The 15,849-nt window shown below is 72.5% G+C and carries 12 protein-coding genes; 2 read left to right on the top strand and 10 right to left on the bottom strand.

All coding sequences use genetic code 11. The annotated features are described in order from the left end of the window. Nucleotides 1-30: 30 nt before the first annotated feature. Nucleotides 31-744, top strand: a complete 714-nt coding sequence (locus tag ABD999_RS21000) for a response regulator transcription factor (RefSeq protein ID WP_148029447.1) — start codon at nucleotides 31-33, stop codon at nucleotides 742-744. Continuing rightward, nucleotides 741-2,567 carry a sensor histidine kinase gene (locus tag ABD999_RS20995; RefSeq protein ID WP_271276436.1) on the top strand — a complete coding sequence of 609 codons (1,827 nt, stop codon included), beginning with the start codon at nucleotides 741-743 and terminating at the stop codon, nucleotides 2,565-2,567. The genes ABD999_RS21000 and ABD999_RS20995 overlap by 4 nt, the downstream gene beginning before the upstream one ends. Nucleotides 2,568-3,097: 530 nt before the next feature. Here the strand turns inward: ABD999_RS20995 and ABD999_RS20990 are convergent. From ABD999_RS20990 to ABD999_RS20945, 10 genes are all read right to left on the bottom strand, one after another. Further along, a complete protein-coding gene (locus tag ABD999_RS20990; protein ID WP_148029445.1) occupies nucleotides 3,098-4,051 on the bottom strand; it encodes an electron transfer flavoprotein subunit alpha/FixB family protein in 954 nt (317 codons plus the stop codon). 19 nt (nucleotides 4,052-4,070) lie between these two features. Beyond that, nucleotides 4,071-4,850 carry an electron transfer flavoprotein subunit beta/FixA family protein gene (locus tag ABD999_RS20985; protein ID WP_148029444.1) on the bottom strand — a complete coding sequence of 260 codons (780 nt, stop codon included), beginning with the start codon at nucleotides 4,848-4,850 and terminating at the stop codon, nucleotides 4,071-4,073. A gap of 229 nt (nucleotides 4,851-5,079) precedes the next feature. Next, nucleotides 5,080-6,306, bottom strand: coding sequence for a serine/threonine-protein kinase (locus ABD999_RS20980; RefSeq protein ID WP_271276437.1), 1,227 nt, complete (start codon nucleotides 6,304-6,306; stop codon nucleotides 5,080-5,082). 36 nt (nucleotides 6,307-6,342) lie between these two features. After that, nucleotides 6,343-8,136, bottom strand: coding sequence for a serine/threonine-protein kinase (locus ABD999_RS20975; RefSeq protein WP_271276438.1), 1,794 nt, complete (start codon nucleotides 8,134-8,136; stop codon nucleotides 6,343-6,345). Between the two features lie 16 nt (nucleotides 8,137-8,152). Continuing rightward, a complete protein-coding gene (locus ABD999_RS20970; RefSeq protein ID WP_271276439.1) occupies nucleotides 8,153-10,795 on the bottom strand; it encodes a serine/threonine protein kinase in 2,643 nt (880 codons plus the stop codon). A 191-nt stretch (nucleotides 10,796-10,986) separates the two neighbouring features. Next, nucleotides 10,987-11,499: a YbaK/EbsC family protein gene (locus tag ABD999_RS20965; protein ID WP_271276440.1), complete on the bottom strand. Its 513-nt coding sequence runs from the start codon at nucleotides 11,497-11,499 to the stop codon at nucleotides 10,987-10,989. A gap of 61 nt (nucleotides 11,500-11,560) precedes the next feature. Continuing rightward, nucleotides 11,561-13,111 carry a flavin monoamine oxidase family protein gene (locus ABD999_RS20960; RefSeq protein ID WP_271276441.1) on the bottom strand — a complete coding sequence of 517 codons (1,551 nt, stop codon included), beginning with the start codon at nucleotides 13,109-13,111 and terminating at the stop codon, nucleotides 11,561-11,563. A 179-nt stretch (nucleotides 13,112-13,290) separates the two neighbouring features. Further along, complete coding sequence (locus ABD999_RS20955) at nucleotides 13,291-14,133, bottom strand: M55 family metallopeptidase (RefSeq protein WP_271276442.1); 843 nt, start codon at nucleotides 14,131-14,133, stop codon at nucleotides 13,291-13,293. 34 nt (nucleotides 14,134-14,167) lie between these two features. Continuing rightward, nucleotides 14,168-15,382 (bottom strand): DUF6395 domain-containing protein, encoded by a 1,215-nt coding sequence (locus ABD999_RS20950; protein ID WP_271276443.1) that lies wholly within the window; start codon nucleotides 15,380-15,382, stop codon nucleotides 14,168-14,170. Beyond that, the gene (locus tag ABD999_RS20945; protein ID WP_271276444.1) at nucleotides 15,373-15,756 is read right to left on the bottom strand and encodes a hypothetical protein; all 384 of its coding nucleotides are present in this window, start codon (nucleotides 15,754-15,756) and stop codon (nucleotides 15,373-15,375) included. Before ABD999_RS20945 ends, ABD999_RS20950 begins: the two co-directional genes overlap by 10 nt. Between the last annotated feature and the right edge of the window lie 93 nt (nucleotides 15,757-15,849).

Below are 15,849 nucleotides of genomic sequence, written 5' to 3'. Positions count from 1 at the left end.
GCTCGTAGGCTGAAGGCGGGAGGGCGGCAGGTGCGTGAACCCACAGGCGAGCGGCTGCTCGTGGTCGACGACGAGCCGACCGTCAAGGAACTGCTCGCGGCCACGCTCCGGTTCGCGGGTTTCACCGTCAGCTCGGCCGACAGCGGCACGCGGGCCCTTGAGGCGGCCAGGCGCGACCCGCCCGATCTGGTGCTGCTCGACGTGATGCTGCCCGACCTCGACGGGTTCGAGGTGCTCCGCAGGCTGAGAACCTTGCCGAGGGCTGGCGGCAGGCCGGGGCCGGTGCCGGTCCTGTTCCTGACGGCTCGCGACGCCACCGCCGACAAGATCAACGGCCTGCGGCTGGGCGGCGACGACTACGTGACCAAGCCGTTCGACCTGGAGGAGCTGCTGGCCCGCATCAGGGCGATCCTGCGGCGCACCGGCGCCTCACCCGGCGACCACACGCTGACGGTCGGCGATCTGGAGGTCGACCCGGAAGGCCACCAGGTGACGCGGGGCGGCGTCCCGGTGCGGCTGTCGCCGACCGAGTTCAGGCTGCTGCGCCACCTGGCCGAGAACGCCGGCCGGGTGCTGCCCAAGGCGGACATCCTCCAGCACGTGTGGCGCTACGACTTCGCCGGCGACTCCAGCATCGTCGACACCTACATCAGCTACCTGCGCCGCAAGCTCGACACCGGCGGGCCGCGGCTCATCCACACCGTCCACGGCGTCGGCTACGTGCTGCGCAGGCCGAAGCCATGATCAGGCGGCTGTCGCTGCGCGCCCGGCTGCTCGCCATCACGGTGGCGCTGCTCGTGGCGGGCCTCGCGCTGGTGAGCACGGTCGTCGTACGGCAGCTCGAAGCCGAACTGCTGGCCCGGATCGACGCCCAGCTCGGCCCCTTGGCGACAGCGGCCGCCTCGATGCCGCCCGAGCTCATGGACCTGCTGCGCAAGCGGGCCGCCCCCGCCGCCCCGTCCCAGCTCGACCTGATCGAGGAGGTGCGGCTGGCCTTCCTCGCCGCCGACGGCACCGTGGTCACCACTGTGGTCGGCGCCGGGGTCGGCAGCGAGGTCGGCACCGGCGCCGGCCCTTCCTCCGGCGCTCCGACGGTCGGCGGGCTGCCGCGGCTGCCCCGGCTGGACGCGGCGGCCGTCGAGGCCCGCGCGGGGCGGCCGTTCACGGTCTCCGGCGACGACGGCGAGCAGTGGCGGACGGTCGCGGTGCCCGCCACCCGCGGCACGCACGCCTCGGTCGTCGCGGCGGTCTCTCTGGACGGGATGAACTCGACGGTCCAGCGGGTGCGGGTCGCCTCCCTGGTCGCGGGCGGGCTGCTGCTGGGCTTGCTGGCGCTGACGGGCGGGTTCGCGATCCGGGCCGGGCTGGCGCCGCTGCGCCGGGTCGAGGAGACCGCGGCGGCCATCGCCGCCGGCGACCTCAGCAGGAGGGTGCCCGAGCCCGCCGGTCCGGGCACCGAGGTGGGACGGCTGGCCCGCTCCCTCAACGGCATGCTGGCGCAGATCGAGCGGGGCTTCTCCGCCCGGGAGGAGTCGGAGGCCAGGATGCGCCGTTTCGTCGCCGACGTGAGCCACGAACTGCGCACCCCGCTCTTCGGCATCAAAGGCTTCTCCGAGCTCTACCGCATGGGCGGCACGGACGCGGACGCGGCCCTGGCCCGCATCGAGAGCGAGTCCGCCCGCCTGGCCAAACTGGTGGACGACCTGCTGCTGCTCGCCACCATGGACCTCGCCACCCCCAACCCCACCCACACAACCCCCACCCCGGCCGACCCCACCCCCGGAGCCCCCACCCCGGCCGACCGCACCTCCAGAGACCCCACCGCCAGGGACCGCACTCCCGGGGACCGCACCTCCGAGGACCGCACCAAGGGCTGCGGTCCCTTCGGGGGCCGCGCCCTCGGGGACCGCGCCGCCGGTCGCGGCGCCTTCGGGCGCGGCTCCTCCGGAGACGCCTCGTTCGGAGACCGCCCCCTCGGGGACCGCGCCTTTGGAGACGGCTCCTTCGGGGACCGCACCGCCGACCACGGCACTTCGGGAACGGTGGGGTTCAGGGACGGTGGGCTCAGGGACGGTGCGTTCGGGGTGGGGCTTGATCTGACGCCGATGGATCTGCGGACGCTCGCCGCCGACGCCCGCGCCGATCTCGCCGCTCTGGATCCGACGCGGGCGATCACGCTCACCGGCCCCGACGACGGCCCGCCGGGGAGCGCCCCGGTGCTGGGCGACGAGGACCGGCTCCGGCAGGTGGTCACGAACCTGGTGGGCAACGCCGTCACCCACACCCCGCCGGGAACCCCGGTCAGGATCGGCGTGGGCACCGTCGGCCGGGACGCGGCTCTGGTGATCGCCGACTCCGGCCCCGGGCTCTCCCCGGAGCAGGCGGAGCGGGTCTTCGACCGGTTCTACCGCGCCGACGGCTCCCGCAACCGCACGACCGGAGGAGCGGGCCTCGGCCTTGCCATCGTCCGCTCCATCGTGACCGCCCACGGCGGCCGGGTGGAGATCCACTCCTCCCCCGGCGAAGGCGCGACCTTCCGCCTCCTGCTCCCGGCCGAGCCACAGTGAAACGAGAGCCACCCGGCACCTGAACTCCCACGAGAACCGACCACGTCCCAAGGTTCGAGATCCCCACTCACAGAACCACAGGCCGGTCTCCATCGCTTACGGCGGAGCGGGCGGGCCGAAGGCTCGCTAACGGCGCCCAGCCCGAGGGGTTTCCCAAAAAGCTTGTAAAACCCAAACCAACCCAAAACCCTGCCGAAACCCCAACCATCCCAAAAGGCCCGCAAAACCCAGAACCGACCCCGAAGTCCTTGCAGACCCCGACCCACTGGCCGAGAGGCCTGCAAAACCCGAGCCACAGGCCAGGAGGCTTGCGGACCCCGACCCACCAGCCCAAGAGGCTCGCAGAACCCAAGCCACCAGCGCAGGAGGCTTACGGACCACAACCCACGAGCCAAAAAGCTTGCAGAACGCGACCCACCAGCCCAAGCGGCCCCGCAGAACCCGAACCGACCCTCACCAATGGCCCCCGGACGCGAAAACGGCGCCACACAGAGGTGCGGCGCCGTTTCCCGGAAAAGAGCTCCGAAAAGCTACTTACGCTTGTCGACCTCTTCGGTGAGCTGCGGGACGACCTGGTGCAGGTCACCCACGACGCCGTAGTCGGCCAGCTCGAAGATCGGCGCCTCCGGGTCCTTGTTGATCGCCACGATGGTCTTGGCGGTCTGCATGCCGGCCCGGTGCTGGATGGCGCCGGAGATGCCGGCCGCGATGTAGAGCTGCGGCGACACGGTCTTGCCGGTCTGGCCCACCTGGAACTGGTGCGGGTACCAGCCGGCGTCCGTGGCGGCGCGGGAGGCGCCCACGGCCGCGCCCAGGGCGTCGGCGAGGCCCTCGATGACCGAGAAGTTCTCCGCCGAGCCCACGCCGCGGCCGCCGGAGACCACGATCGCGGCCTCGGTCAGCTCGGGGCGGGCGCCCTTCTCCTGCTTGACGCGCTCGACGACGCGGGCGGACTTGGCGGCGTCGGACAGCGAGACCGACACCTCCTCCTCGGCGCCGGCGCCCGCGGCGGCCTCCGGGGCCGTCGAGTTCGGCCGCACGGCGACGATCGGGATGCCCCTGCTCACCTTCGCCTGGACGTTCACGCCGCCGCCGAAGATGGACTGCTCGGCCACGAAGCCGTCGCCGAGGCCCACGGCGTCGGTGATGACGCCGGAGTCGGTCTTGACGGCCAGCCGCCCGGCGACTTCCTTGCCCTCGGCGGTCGCGGCGACCAGCACGGCCGCGGGCGACTTCTCGCCGACGAGCTGGGCGAGCAGCTCGGCCTTGGGCGCGACCACGTATCCGGTGATCTCCTCGGAGCCGGCCACGTAGATCGTCTCGGCGCCGTACTCGGCCAGCTTGGCCTTGGCCTCCGGGGTGTAGCCGGGGCCCGCCCAGACGGCGGCGGGCGTGCCGAGCCGGCGGGCCAGGGTCAGCAGCTCCAGCGTGACCTTCTTGACCTCGCCGTCGACCTGCTCGACGAGAACGAGAATCTCCGACATATCAGTAAAACCCCCGTTCTCAGATGAACTTCTTGGACGCGAGGAACTCGGCGGCCTTGGCACCGCCGTCGCCCTCGTCCTTGACGATCGTGCCGGCGGCGCGCGGCGGGGCCGGGGCGAAGTCGACGACCTGCGACCAGGAGGAGTCGAGACCCACCTGGGCGGCGTCGATCTCGGCGTCGGCCACGCCCAGGGTCTCGACCGGCTTCTTCTTGGCCGCCATGATGCCCTTGAAGGACGGGTAGCGCGGCTCGTTGATCTTCTCGACCACGGACACGACCGCGGGCAGCGAGGCCTCGACCCGGTCGAAACCGTAGTCGGTGATCCGCTGGATCTTGATGGACGAGCCGTCGACCTCGACCTTGTTGGCGAGCGTGAGCTGCGGCGTGCCGAGGCGCTCGGCCAGCATCGCGGGCAGCACGCCGGTGCGCGCGTCGGTGGACTCCGAGCCGAGGATGACCAGGTCGAACCCGATCTTCTTCAGCGCCTGGGCCATGGCGTAGGACGTGCCCAGCGCGTCGGAGCCGTGGAGCGCGTCGTCGACGAGGTGGACCGCCTTGTCGGCGCCCATGGCCAGGGCCTTGCGGATCGTCTCGGTGGCCTTGCCCGGGCCCATGGTGAGGACGGTCACCTCACCGCCGTGGGCCTCCTTGAGCTTGAGCGCCTCCTCGACCGCGTACTCGTCGAGCTCGTTCACCACGCCGTCGACCGCGTCACGGTCGAGGGTCTTGTCATCGGACCGCAGCTTGCGCTCGGTCGCCGTGTCGGGGACCTGCTTCACGCAGACGACAATGTTCATGGCCGGTGGCCGACCTCCCGTGTTCGCGTGCGCCGCCGCGCGAGCGGTCGGCGCCGGATGTCCTGTCCAGACTGCCAGGGCCCCATGGGCGTTGTGACAGCGGGTGTCCCGGCGCTCATGTTACCCACGGGTAGCTTACGCGCTGACACGTGCATCCGCGCGTAACGACTCCCCGCCCCAACCTTACCGAGCTTTGTTCCGCTGCTTGCTGGCGGCCCTGGTCACGCGCTCAGGCTGTGAGCAGGAACACGATCCCGAGGACCAGTGCCGTGCCCGCGAACAGCGCCAGCACGGGCGTGCTGAAGAACGCGCTCAGCGCCACCGACAGGCCGATCGCCCCGGCGACGCCCACGGCGTCCGCGATGACCCTGCCCTTGGTGAAAGGCCCTCGCGAGAACAGCGCGAACCCCGCGTCCACCACCACTGCCAGCGAGAACACGGCCATCAGGAACAGCGCCACCTCCGGCAGCGGCTCGGTGGCCGCGGCCGACAGTAAGCCCACGAACACCGTCGAGCCGGCCAGCCAGCGCCTGCGCACCCTCTCCTGGTGCCGCGCCCTGGCGTCCTCCGCCGAGAGCTCGCCGACCGCCCTGCCGGGCTGCCACTCCCTCGTCGCCATGTGGTGGACATCACGACCGGAGCGGCGCCCCGTACCCACCGAGGGCCGCGGCAGGCGGCGTAACCGCGGGACCGCCGCCACGCCGAGCCGCGCGCAGATGTCGGCGGCCACCGGCCGCGCCGCCGGGTCGGTGGCGAGGCACTCGGCCAGCAGCGGCTCCAGCCAGCCGGGCGCGCCCTCCAGGTCGGGCTCGTGGTGGACGACGCGGTAGGCGACCGCCGACGCGGGCCCCGTGCCGTACGGGTGACGCCCGGTCGCGGCGTAGGCCAGCGTCGCCCCGAAGGAGAACACGTCGGCCGCCGGGCCGGCCGGCCCGCCCTCCAGCACCTCGGGCGCCAAGTAACCGGGGGTGCCGACCACCGCCCCGGAGGCGGTGACCGACAGCGAGTCGAGCGCGTGCGCGATGCCGAAGTCGATGACGACCGGCTCGCCCTCGCTCATCATCACGTTGGCCGGCTTGAGATCGCGGTGCACGACCCCCGCGTCGTGCATGGCCACCAGCGCCTCGGCCAGCCCGGTGGCCAGCTTGCGCAGGTCGGCCACCGGCACGGGCACCGCGCTGAGCGGCTTGCCCTGCACGTAGCGGGTCACGAGGTAGGGCCGGTCGCCGTCGAACGAGGCGTCGAGCACCTCCGCGACGTTCTTGCCACCCACCAGCCGCATGGTCTCGACCTCGCGGGCCAGCCGGGCCAGCGCCGCCGAGTCGGCCGTGACGTGCGGATGGAGCACCTTGACCGCGACCGTGCGGCCCTCCTGGTCGAGCGCCAGGTGCACGTGGCCGAACCCGCCCGCGCCCAGCCGCGAGAGCAGCTGGTAGGGGCCGAGGTGCTCGCTCATACCCCTACTTCTCCCCACCACGGCCGCCGGGGACACTCACGACCAGGGCGACAGGAAGCCCAGCCCCAGCTCTCTCATCAGGTCGTCGACGAGGCCCGTGATCAGGCCGGTCGCACTGTCATGCGCCCGGGTGGTCAGCTCCTCGATGACGGTCTCGGGGGCCCGCCAGGGCTCCCACGACGGCGTGCCGCCCAGCGCGAACATCACCGCGAACAGCGCGACCGTGCCCATCACCAGGACCGCCACCGTCGCGGCGCCGGGCGAGCGCAGCACACCGGTGAGCGTGCGGGTGACCGCCTTGCGCGGCGAACCGCCGCCGGGCAGCAGGAACAGGCCGGCCACGAGCGCGCCGGCCGCGTAGGCGGCGGCCTCGTTCACGCCCATCCCGCCGCCCCACCGCAGCACGCCCCACACGCACACGCCGAACAGGATCGCCAGCGGCACCTGCACCACGCTCACCAGCGTGGCCTTGATCAGCGCCCACGGCGTGCCGACCAGCACGAGCAGCGGGTCGGCGGCGCTGCTGCCGCGCACCTGGCGCCGCTGCACCATGTCGCCGAACAGGTATTCGCCCACCCGCAGCACCAGCGCCAGCACGATCGCGATCGCGCTCACCATGACCGGCATCATCACCGCCAGCGCGACCAGCGTGACGAGCCCGAGCAGCGCCACGAACTGGCTGCCCGCGAGGTAGCGCTTGCGCTCGCGCGGCGGCGTCTGGTCGCGCGGCGGCGTGTAGGCCCGGGGCCGCGCCTGGGCCTGGGCCCGCGGCTGGGGCTGGGCCTGCGGCTGCGCGTGTGTGGGGGCCGGCGCGGGATAGCCCGCCACCCGCTGGTCCGGCCACGGGGGCCGGGACGTGACAGGCGCGGGGACGTACGGCGGCGGCTTCTCCTCGCGCGCCGGCCGCCCGTACTGGACCGGCGGCAGCAGGTCGGAGAACGACTCCATGACCTTCGTACGGCCGAGCAGCCGCTTGGTCCGCCCCGGCTGCTCCTCCGGCGGCGACTCGTTGAACGTGGTCACCGACGGGTCGAGCGCCCTGGCCATGCGCAGCAGCTCGCGCGCGTCGGGCCGGTCGGCGGGGTCGACCTGGAGCGCGCGGCTCAGCCAGCCGCGCAGCCACACGGGCGCCTTGTCGAGCTGCGCCCGCCCCTCCATGATGTTGAAGCACACCGCCTCGAACGTGCCGGTGCCGAACGGCGGCACCCCCGTCGCGGCGAAGAACACCGTGGAGGCCAGCGAGTGCACGTCGGCCCGCTGCGTGATGTCGGAATCGCGGATGATCTCCGGCGCCAGGTAGCCCGGCGTGCCGACGAACATGCCGGTCTGGGTCAGCCGGGTGGCGTTGACCAGATGGGCGATGCCGAAGTCGATGACCAGCGGCTCGCCGTCGACGAGCATCACGTTGGACGGCTTGAAGTCGCGGTGGATCACGTCGGCCGCGTGGATGGCCACGAGCGCCTGGCACAGGCCCTGGGCGAGGGTGATGAGCTGGCGCGGGCCGAGCGGCCCGTCGGACAGCACGGTCTCCTCCAGCGTGCGCCCCGGCGCGAACCGGGTCACCACGTACGGCTGGCCCCCCACCAGCTCGGCGTCGAGCACCTCGGCGACGTGCGGGCTGCGCACCCGGCGCATCGTCTCGACCTCGCGGGTGAGCCGGTCACGCGCCTTCAGGTCGGCGGCGACGTGCGGATGCAGGACCTTGATGGCGACCTCGCGGCCGTCGCCGTCGATGCCGAGGTGCACCACCCCCATGCCGCCTTCGCCGATCTTCCGCACCAGCCGGTACGGGCCGAGCCGCTCTGGCGTCTGGGTGTTGCCCGCGCTCATCGCAATCGTCCCAGCGTCATCCCCCCGAGTCCCCCTTCCAGTCCTGCAGCAGATCGACCACGGGCCCGACGTTCACCGGAGTCCATATGGCCCTCCTCGCGTTGTCCCCGAATGTGCCGGTGGCGAGGATCGGCGTGAGCGCGGCCATCGCCGCGAACACTCCCGCCATCACCATCGCCGCTGTTCTCGAGGGTACGAGCGATGAGAGCGTCCTGCGCATCTGGCGCCCCGGGCCCTCGACTCCGGGGCCTGCGCACACCGTCCACAGGGCCACCCCGGCACCCCAGGCCAGCGCGTTGTACGGGCTCATGCCGGCCATCACCGTGAGCAGGAGCGTCACGGGTAGTCCGAGTATGAGCGCGTACGGGATCAGGGCAAGCGTGATGGCCACCGACTTGACCAGCGCCTTGGGGTAGGCGAACACTCTGATGACGTCCAGCGCGGCCGCGCCCGTCGGCCGGCGGGTGATCAGCTCGGGCTGGGCCAGGTCGGCGGCGCGCAGCAGCACCGCGACCGGCAGCGACACCAGGGTCACCAGCACCGGCGCCCGCGCGGCCAGCACGATCATGATGATGAGAAGCATCGCGCCCGCCACCCCGTAGGCGGCCGATCGCTGCAGCGCCTGGCCGGGGCGGGCGCCGGGGATGAACGGCTCCCGCTTGGTCTGCGGGTCGGGCGGGAACTGGACCTGCGGCGGGATGTACGGAGGGGGCTGCACCGGGGTGCCCCTGCCGTAGTCGGGGGCCTCGGGGCGCACCCGCCTGGTGGGCAGGTCCTGCGGGTCGGGCCGCACCCGCCGGGTCGGCACGTCGGCCTCCGGCACATGGTGGTTGGCCTGCCCCTGGCCGCCCGGGCCCTGCTGCCAGGGCGCGCTCTGCTGGGCCTCCCGCTGCATCTGGCGCAGCTCCTCGGGGCTCACCCTGCGCGTCGGCCACGGGTCACCCTGGCCGAGCAGCGAGACGTACCGCTGGTCCTGCGCGGGCGGCGGGACGCGCGGGTCCTGCCCCTCGACGAGCTTGCGCGGCGTCATCGGCGGCGTGGAGATCTCCCAAGACGGCTTGTCACCGGCCTCCGCCTCCCGAGACCCGCCACCCCCTTGCGCCCCACCAGCCACCTGCGAGCCGTGCGGCCCTCCAGCAGGACCTTGCGGCCCACTGCCGTGAGGCCTACCGGCAAGCCCTTGCGGCCCACTGCCAGCACCATGAGACCCGCTCGCAGGACTCTGCGGCCCGCTCCCTTGCCCATACGGCCCGGCGGCGGCACTTTGAGCACCGCTTCCCTGCCCATATGGCCCGGCGGCGGCACCCTGAGCGCCGCTGCCAGGGCCATGCGGCCCTCCGGCGGGGCCTTGGGGGCCGCTCTGCGGGCCTCCGGCGGGGCCTTGACCGGGCGGGCCGCCGAGGAGGCTCTGTGGCTGGCTGTGGGGGGTTCCGCCGGGGCCTTGGGCGCCGCCGCCCGGCCCGTACGGGGTGCCGGGCGTACCGGCGGCGGGGCCGCTGTCGGGGCTCTGGGAACCGGTGAGGAGGCTCTGCGCTCCGCTGCCCGGCCCCTGCGGGCCGCTCGCCGCGGCGCCGTGCGGCAGGGACGAAGGCACCTGAGGGCCGCCGCTCTGCGGGACCTGAGAACCGCCGCCGACCGCGGGGAACGCCGACTGAGAACCGCCGCCAGCCGGAGGGAACGATGGCTGAGAACCGCTTCCAGGGAAGGCCGGCTGGGAGCCGCCGGGGAAGGCCGGTTGGGGGCCGCTGGCGGGCTGGGGGCGGATTCTGTCGTGGCCGGGTGCGGGGGTGGTCGGTCCCTCGTACGGGGGAGTCACGGACGGGTCCGGGTGCGGGACCGTGGAGATCTCGTCGGGCATCGACAGCCCGGCCTTGGGCATCAGCCTGGCCACCTGCTCGGCCAACTCGGCCGCCTTGGGCCGCTTCGCCGGGTTGCGCTGGAAGGCGCCCTTGAGCAGCGGCTGGAGCGGCCCGGGGGCGGCGCTCACGTCGGCCTTGCCCGCGGTGATGTTGTAGAACACCATCTCCAGCGTGCCCTTGCCGAACGGCGGCTGGCCCGTGCCGGCGTAGAGGAGCGTGCCTGCCCAGGCGTGGATGTCGACCTCGGGCCCGGCCTCCTGCCCCTCGATGATCTCCGGCGCGAGGTAGCCGGGCGTGCCGATGAACATGCCCGTCTGGGTCAGCCGCGTCGCGTCGACCGCCTGCGCGATGCCGAAGTCGATCAGCACGGGATCGCCGTCGAGGATCAGCACGTTGCCCGGCTTGAGGTCGCGGTGGATCACGCCGACCGAGTGGACGGCGGCCAGCGCCGCGGCCACCCCGTGTCCGATCTTGAGCAGCGCGGGCAGGTCGAGCGGGCCGTCGTCCTTGACGATCTCGTCGAGCGAGCGGCCGGCGACGTAGCGGGTGACGATGTACGGGCGATGACCGGTCACATCGGCGTCGAGCACCTCGGCGATGTACTTGCTCCGCACCCGGCGCATCGTCTCGACCTCGCGCGAAAGCCGCCGCCTGGCGAGCTCGTCGCCGGCGACCTCGGCGCGCAGGACCTTGACCGCGACCTGCCGCCCCTGGGGGTCGACCGCGAGGTGGACGACGCCCATTCCCCCCTCGCCGAGCCGCCTGAGCAGCCGGTAAGGGCCGAGTCGGTCATCGTTCATGGCATGAAGCACCATACCGGCTTAATCCCCGCCCACGAGATGAACCATGAGGCCACATTCCCACTCGTACAACGTCCGGATCGGGGTGAATGGTTTCCGATCCAACGGTCTCGGTTCGGCCACGGTGTCTTCCCTCCGTGACCGATCGGCCCTCCGCCGGCATCGTTCCTCGCTCTCTGGAGCTGTCGCGCTCAGACGGACAGGGAGAGGACTTCCGCTCCCTTCAGCCCGGCCAGGGTGGCTCCGGAGACGGCGAGCTTGGACCGGCGCAGGCCGCTGCCGATGACCACCTCGGGGTGCTCGGCGACCTGGGTGTCGACCAGGATCGGCCAGTCGGCCGGCAGGCCGACCGGGGTGATGCCGCCGTACTCCATCGCGGTGAGCTCCACCGCCTCCTCCATCGGGGCGAAGCTCGCCTTGCGGGCGCCGAGATGCTTGCGCACCACGCCGTTGACGTCGGCCCGTGTCGTCGCCAGCACCATGCAGGCGGCGTAGCGGACCTCGCCGCCGCGCTTGGCGGCGACGACGACGCAGTTGGCCGAATCGCCCATGGCCACGCCGTAGCGCTCGCAGAACGCGGCCGTGTCGGCCAGCTCCGGGTCGATCTCCGCGACCCGCGCGTCCTCCACCTGCCCGATCGCCCGCGCCACCGGCTCGGCCAGCAGGTCGGTCCGGCCGGCGGCCGGCACCCAGTGCAACGTCATCCCATCTCCTCGATCGCTCCTCTCAGGACCTTACGCCGGTCCCGGGAGCAGCGGGTGGGCGTCACGATGACTGCAGCACGCGTTTGTGCAGCTCAGTGACGACGCCACGGGCTGATTCCATCGCTCCGGCCATCCAGGCGGTCAGCCGGGTGAGCCAGTCGCCCGCGAAGTAGACCCTTCCGCTGGGACGTTGCAGAAGAGTGAAGGACGAATCAAAGGCGGGCCAGCTCGCCCAGCCGCCCTGGATGTGTTCCTGGCGCTCCCAGGCGACGGAGATGGAGGACAGGACGCCGGTGCGGTACTTCTCGCCGTGGATCTTCTTGCCCTGGGTGAGCGCGCGGCGGCGGCGGTCGTCGGGGGTGAGCGCGCCGTACAGCTCGGCGTCCGGCCCGTGGTTGTAGTAGCCGACCAGCACGCCGCGCTCGCCGTGGTAGCCGTACGAGGGGTACCAGATGCGTGCGATGTCCAGGTCGGTCTCGCTGACGCCGCCGTAGATCCGGTCCTCCAGCTCCCACCAGCGGCGGTCGTACTCCAGGCCGATCTTCCCGGTGGACATGGGCGTGGGAAGTCGCAGCGCGGCGGTGACGTCCGCGCCCAGGTTGTGCGGGATCTTGGCGAGCAGGTGGGGCGGCAGGGTGGCGATGCAGTAGTCGGCCTTGATCCGGCCGCCGTCCCAGGTGACCTCGACCCCGTCGGGCAGGTCGGTGATCCCGGTGACCTTGGCGCCGGTGGTGATCCGGTCCGCGCCGATGGCCTCCACCAGTCTGGTGACGATCGTGTCCGTGCCGCCGACGACCTGGAACATGGGGCTGGCCTGGTCGTGGCCGAAGTCGTTGGTGATGGCCCGGCCGGTGCCCGCGGCGAGCACCTGCGCCAGGCTGCCGGGCGGGGGGAACGGGCTGCCCTCGTCCAGGCCCGGGTAGTCGAAGAAGCCGCGGCGGGGCGAGCCCTCGTAGTCGAGCTCGGGGCCCAGGTCGCCGAAGCGGCGCAGGAAGGTGAGCAGCCGATCCCGGTCCTCGGCGGTGAGCTTGCGGTCGAGCGCGCCGGAGTCGGTGGCCTTCGCGAGCAGTTCGGCGACATATCCGTACATGTCGGCGCGGGCGGTGCGTTGGCGCACGGACTGGCCGTTGGTGTGGATGTACGCCTGGGCGTTCCTGTTGACGAACGTCTCGATGGGGACGCCCAGTTCGCGGCAGTAGTCCAGGGTCACCATCCACTGCGCGATCCGGGCCGGGCCGGCGTTGAAGTAGAGGCCCTCGCCCAGCTTGACCTCCTGGGCTGGGCCGTTCAGCTCGGTCAGCCGGTCGCCGCCGCGCAGGGTGAGGTTGCGCCCGCCGGCCTTGGCCCTGGCCTCCAGCAGGGTGCAGTCGTAGCCGGCCTTGCCCAGCTCGTAGGCGGCGGTCAGCCCCGTCACGCCGGCGCCGAGTATCACCACCTTGGCCGCGCCGCGTCCTTGCAGGGAGAAGTCGCCCGGCCTGGGCGGGGTGAAGGTCTTGACCTGCTCGTCGGGGGCCAGCCCCAGCGCGCCCATGGCGGCGTACATGGCCCCGGCGCCGCCCGCCGCCCCGATGCCCACCAGCAGCCCGCGCCTGGTCAGCTCCGCGCCTTCCATGCCACCCGCCTCCAGCCCTGGCCGCGCTGTCAGACCCGCGCGGCGTCACGAACCCGCCCATGCTGCCGCCCCGCCGCCCGGGACACCCACGGAACCGGCCAATCCATCGCAAAGCCCGGAACGCCGGACGAACGGTGGAACCCTACGACTCCCCGCCGCCGGTCCTCACGCGAGGGCCCTCACCCGTACGGGCCGCTGCCGCACGCCACCTGGCCGCCGATCGTCGCGAAGATGCCGAACAGCGCCATGATCTGCGCGAAGTCGTCCGTCGTGAACTCGGTGTGCCGCGACCCCGCCACCTTCACCCCGGGGATCAGCGCCACGGCCGCCGCGATCGCCGTCGAGTTCCACTCCACACCCAGCGTGTACGGGGGATCGATCGTGTAGGGCGTGAATTCGGTCAACCGGCTGAGCGCCCTGGCCATGCCCTCACGGATCCGTCCCTGGGCCACGCTCGGCGGCAGCAGCTCGGCGGAGAACTTGTCGATCCCCTTCTTGACCGCCACCGTCTCCACGTCGCCGAGCAGCTCGCGGGCCTCCTCGCCGACGGCCTCGTCACCGGTGACCAGCACCACCGGCACGCCGTGGAACCCGGCGCACGCCGCCACCACCCGCGTCTCCCCGGCGATCTCGCCGTTGAGGTAGACGTTCTGGATCTCCTTGCCCATCCACGTGTGGTTGAGCACGCCGTGGCTCACCCCGGCCCGCGCGTGGTAGCCGACGAAGCCGGCCGCCTGGAAGGACCCGTCGAGCCCGTGCGCCATCCGCTGCGCCTTGCCCGGCCCCCTGATCAGGGTCGCCCGCGGGTCCAGCAGGTCGATCCGCAGGTTCTTGGTCGACCCGTGGGCGTCGTTCACCAGCACCTTCCCGGCGCCGGCGGCGAACGCCCCCTCGACCGCCGCGTTGGCGTCGGCCGTCATCAGCTCGCAGCCCCGCTCGTACCCGCGCTTGCCCGCGTGCATCTCCTCGGGGTCGGTCAGGCCGGTGACGCCTTCCATGTCGACGGACAGGTAGACCCTCATGCGCTCACTCCCTCACTCGCTGCCGCCGGAGACGTTATCCGGTGGAGCCCCAGGTCTCGACCCGGTGGATCTCCTTCTCCGTCATGAGGCCGACCTCGGCGGTCATGAACGAGGTGGCCCGCTCGCGCCACGGCTCCGGGATCTCGGCCAGCGCCGGCGGGTAGCAGTGTTCGAGCCAGCTGGTGGACTCCTCCGTGGCGTCGAAGTAGTCGAGTGCCCCGGCGAAGAGCGTCCGCTCGATCCCGGGGATGCGGGCCAGGCCGTACTCGACCATCTCCTGACCGCCGTACGGTGGCGGGCGGAGCCACTTCCTGGCCCGGGGGTGGCCGGCGGTGAGCGGGGTGTCGAGCGGGCGGCGTTCGACGGCGGCCTGGATGAGCTCCTTGTACAGGCACTTGGCGCAGGTCCGGCAGGGGCCGTCGGCCGCGCCGCTGAGGCACCACCGGACCTGGCCGGCCAGTTCGGACTCCAGCGCCAGTCGCATGGTGACCGCCTCGCTCACGCCGCCGACGGGCAGCACGATGTGCACCCCCACCGCGGCGAAGAGCCGGCCCCACTTGCCGTGCGGGGCCCACATGGGGTTGTCGGGGGTGTAGCGGTGCAGGTAGCGGCCGCCGCCGAGCCAGCGCGACCCGATCTCGTAGCCGAAGCCCAGCCCGCCGAGGTCCAGCCGGTCGGCGTTGAGCAGCGCGCCCGCCGCCACCGCGTGGTGCTCCGGATAGCCGGGGCGCGGCTCGGCCAGGGTGTATTCCAGGTCGGAGCGCACCGTGGTGAGCGGCCGGCCGGTCTGCTGGGCGAGCCTGGCCAGGACGTCGGAGCGGTAGTGCGGCCACCGGTTCGGCACCCGGGGGTGCGGCACCCGGCGGAAGTGCACGAACGGGGCGTCAGGGTAGATCGCGGCCGCGGCCACGGAGTCGGCGCCGCCGCTGTACGAGATCGCGAGCGTGCCGCCGGCGGCCCGGGGCTCGGCGCCGACGGGGCCGGCCTCGACGCCCCAGCCGTCATGGAGGACCTGCGCGAACCTGGCGGAGACGGCGCGGTCGAAGGTGATCCGCTTCCTCGTCCAGGGCGCGACCACCGTCCAGGCGGCGACGGCGAACAGGTCGGGGTGGGCGTCGTCCGGCACGTCGGTGATGGTGCAGGAGTTCGTGGCCAGCTTGACGGGATACTCGTCGGAGGCCTTGCCGGTGATCTGGTCTTCGAGGTCGAGCCGGAACGTGAGAAGGCCGTCAGCCCAGGTCACGCGCACGGCCGAGGCTCCTCCCGCGGCACGGCGGGCACGCGCGCCTTGAGGTCGTCGATCGCCTGCCAGATGAGGACCTCGTTCTGCAGCAGGCCGTCGAGGGCCTGGGCGGTCTCCTTGGCCAGGCGGTGGGCGTCACCGGCGACCCGCTGGGCGTCGGCGGACCCAGGCTGCGGCCCCGGCGGCCTGGCCGGTTGCCTGACGGCGGCGCGCAGGCGCTCGACCTCGGCCTGGAGGGCGGCCATCTCCCGGCGCAGCGTCTGCACCTCCCAGAGAGCGTCTTTGATGTCCTGGCGGTGATCCGCGATCGAGATGTACCGGGAGTCGAACCACGAACGCACGGCTTGACGCAGCCGCGCGGGGACGAGGACGCGCTTCATGGAACGTCACCATAGTCGGAAACGTCCCTCGCTCCTGCCGTCCGAATCCGGGCTGTAGCTGGATCGGTATGGCTCTGCCACCGAATATCCGGC

The sequence above is a fragment of the Nonomuraea ferruginea genome (assembly GCF_039540635.1).
GTDB lineage: Bacteria > Actinomycetota > Actinomycetes > Streptosporangiales > Streptosporangiaceae > Nonomuraea > Nonomuraea ferruginea.
This window is presented reverse-complemented; position numbering and strand designations above follow the sequence as displayed.

Bases quoted from the DNA above. Each gene is read 5' to 3' on its own strand.
- ABD999_RS20965 (WP_271276440.1), bottom strand. From the start codon at position 11,499: ATGACGTTGCACTGGGTGCCGGCCGCCGGCCGGACCGACCTGCTGGCC.
- ABD999_RS20990 (WP_148029445.1), bottom strand. From the start codon at position 4,051: ATGTCGGAGATTCTCGTTCTCGTCGAGCAGGTCGACGGCGAGGTCAAG.
- ABD999_RS20960 (WP_271276441.1), bottom strand. From the start codon at position 13,111: ATGGAAGGCGCGGAGCTGACCAGGCGCGGGCTGCTGGTGGGCATCGGG.
- ABD999_RS20985 (WP_148029444.1), bottom strand. From the start codon at position 4,850: ATGAACATTGTCGTCTGCGTGAAGCAGGTCCCCGACACGGCGACCGAG.
- ABD999_RS20945 (WP_271276444.1), bottom strand. From the start codon at position 15,756: ATGAAGCGCGTCCTCGTCCCCGCGCGGCTGCGTCAAGCCGTGCGTTCG.
- ABD999_RS20970 (WP_271276439.1), bottom strand. From the start codon at position 10,795: ATGAACGATGACCGACTCGGCCCTTACCGGCTGCTCAGGCGGCTCGGC.
- ABD999_RS20955 (WP_271276442.1), bottom strand. From the start codon at position 14,133: ATGAGGGTCTACCTGTCCGTCGACATGGAAGGCGTCACCGGCCTGACC.
- ABD999_RS20975 (WP_271276438.1), bottom strand. From the start codon at position 8,136: ATGAGCGCGGGCAACACCCAGACGCCAGAGCGGCTCGGCCCGTACCGG.
- ABD999_RS20980 (WP_271276437.1), bottom strand. From the start codon at position 6,306: ATGAGCGAGCACCTCGGCCCCTACCAGCTGCTCTCGCGGCTGGGCGCG.
- ABD999_RS20995 (WP_271276436.1), top strand. From the start codon at position 741: ATGATCAGGCGGCTGTCGCTGCGCGCCCGGCTGCTCGCCATCACGGTG.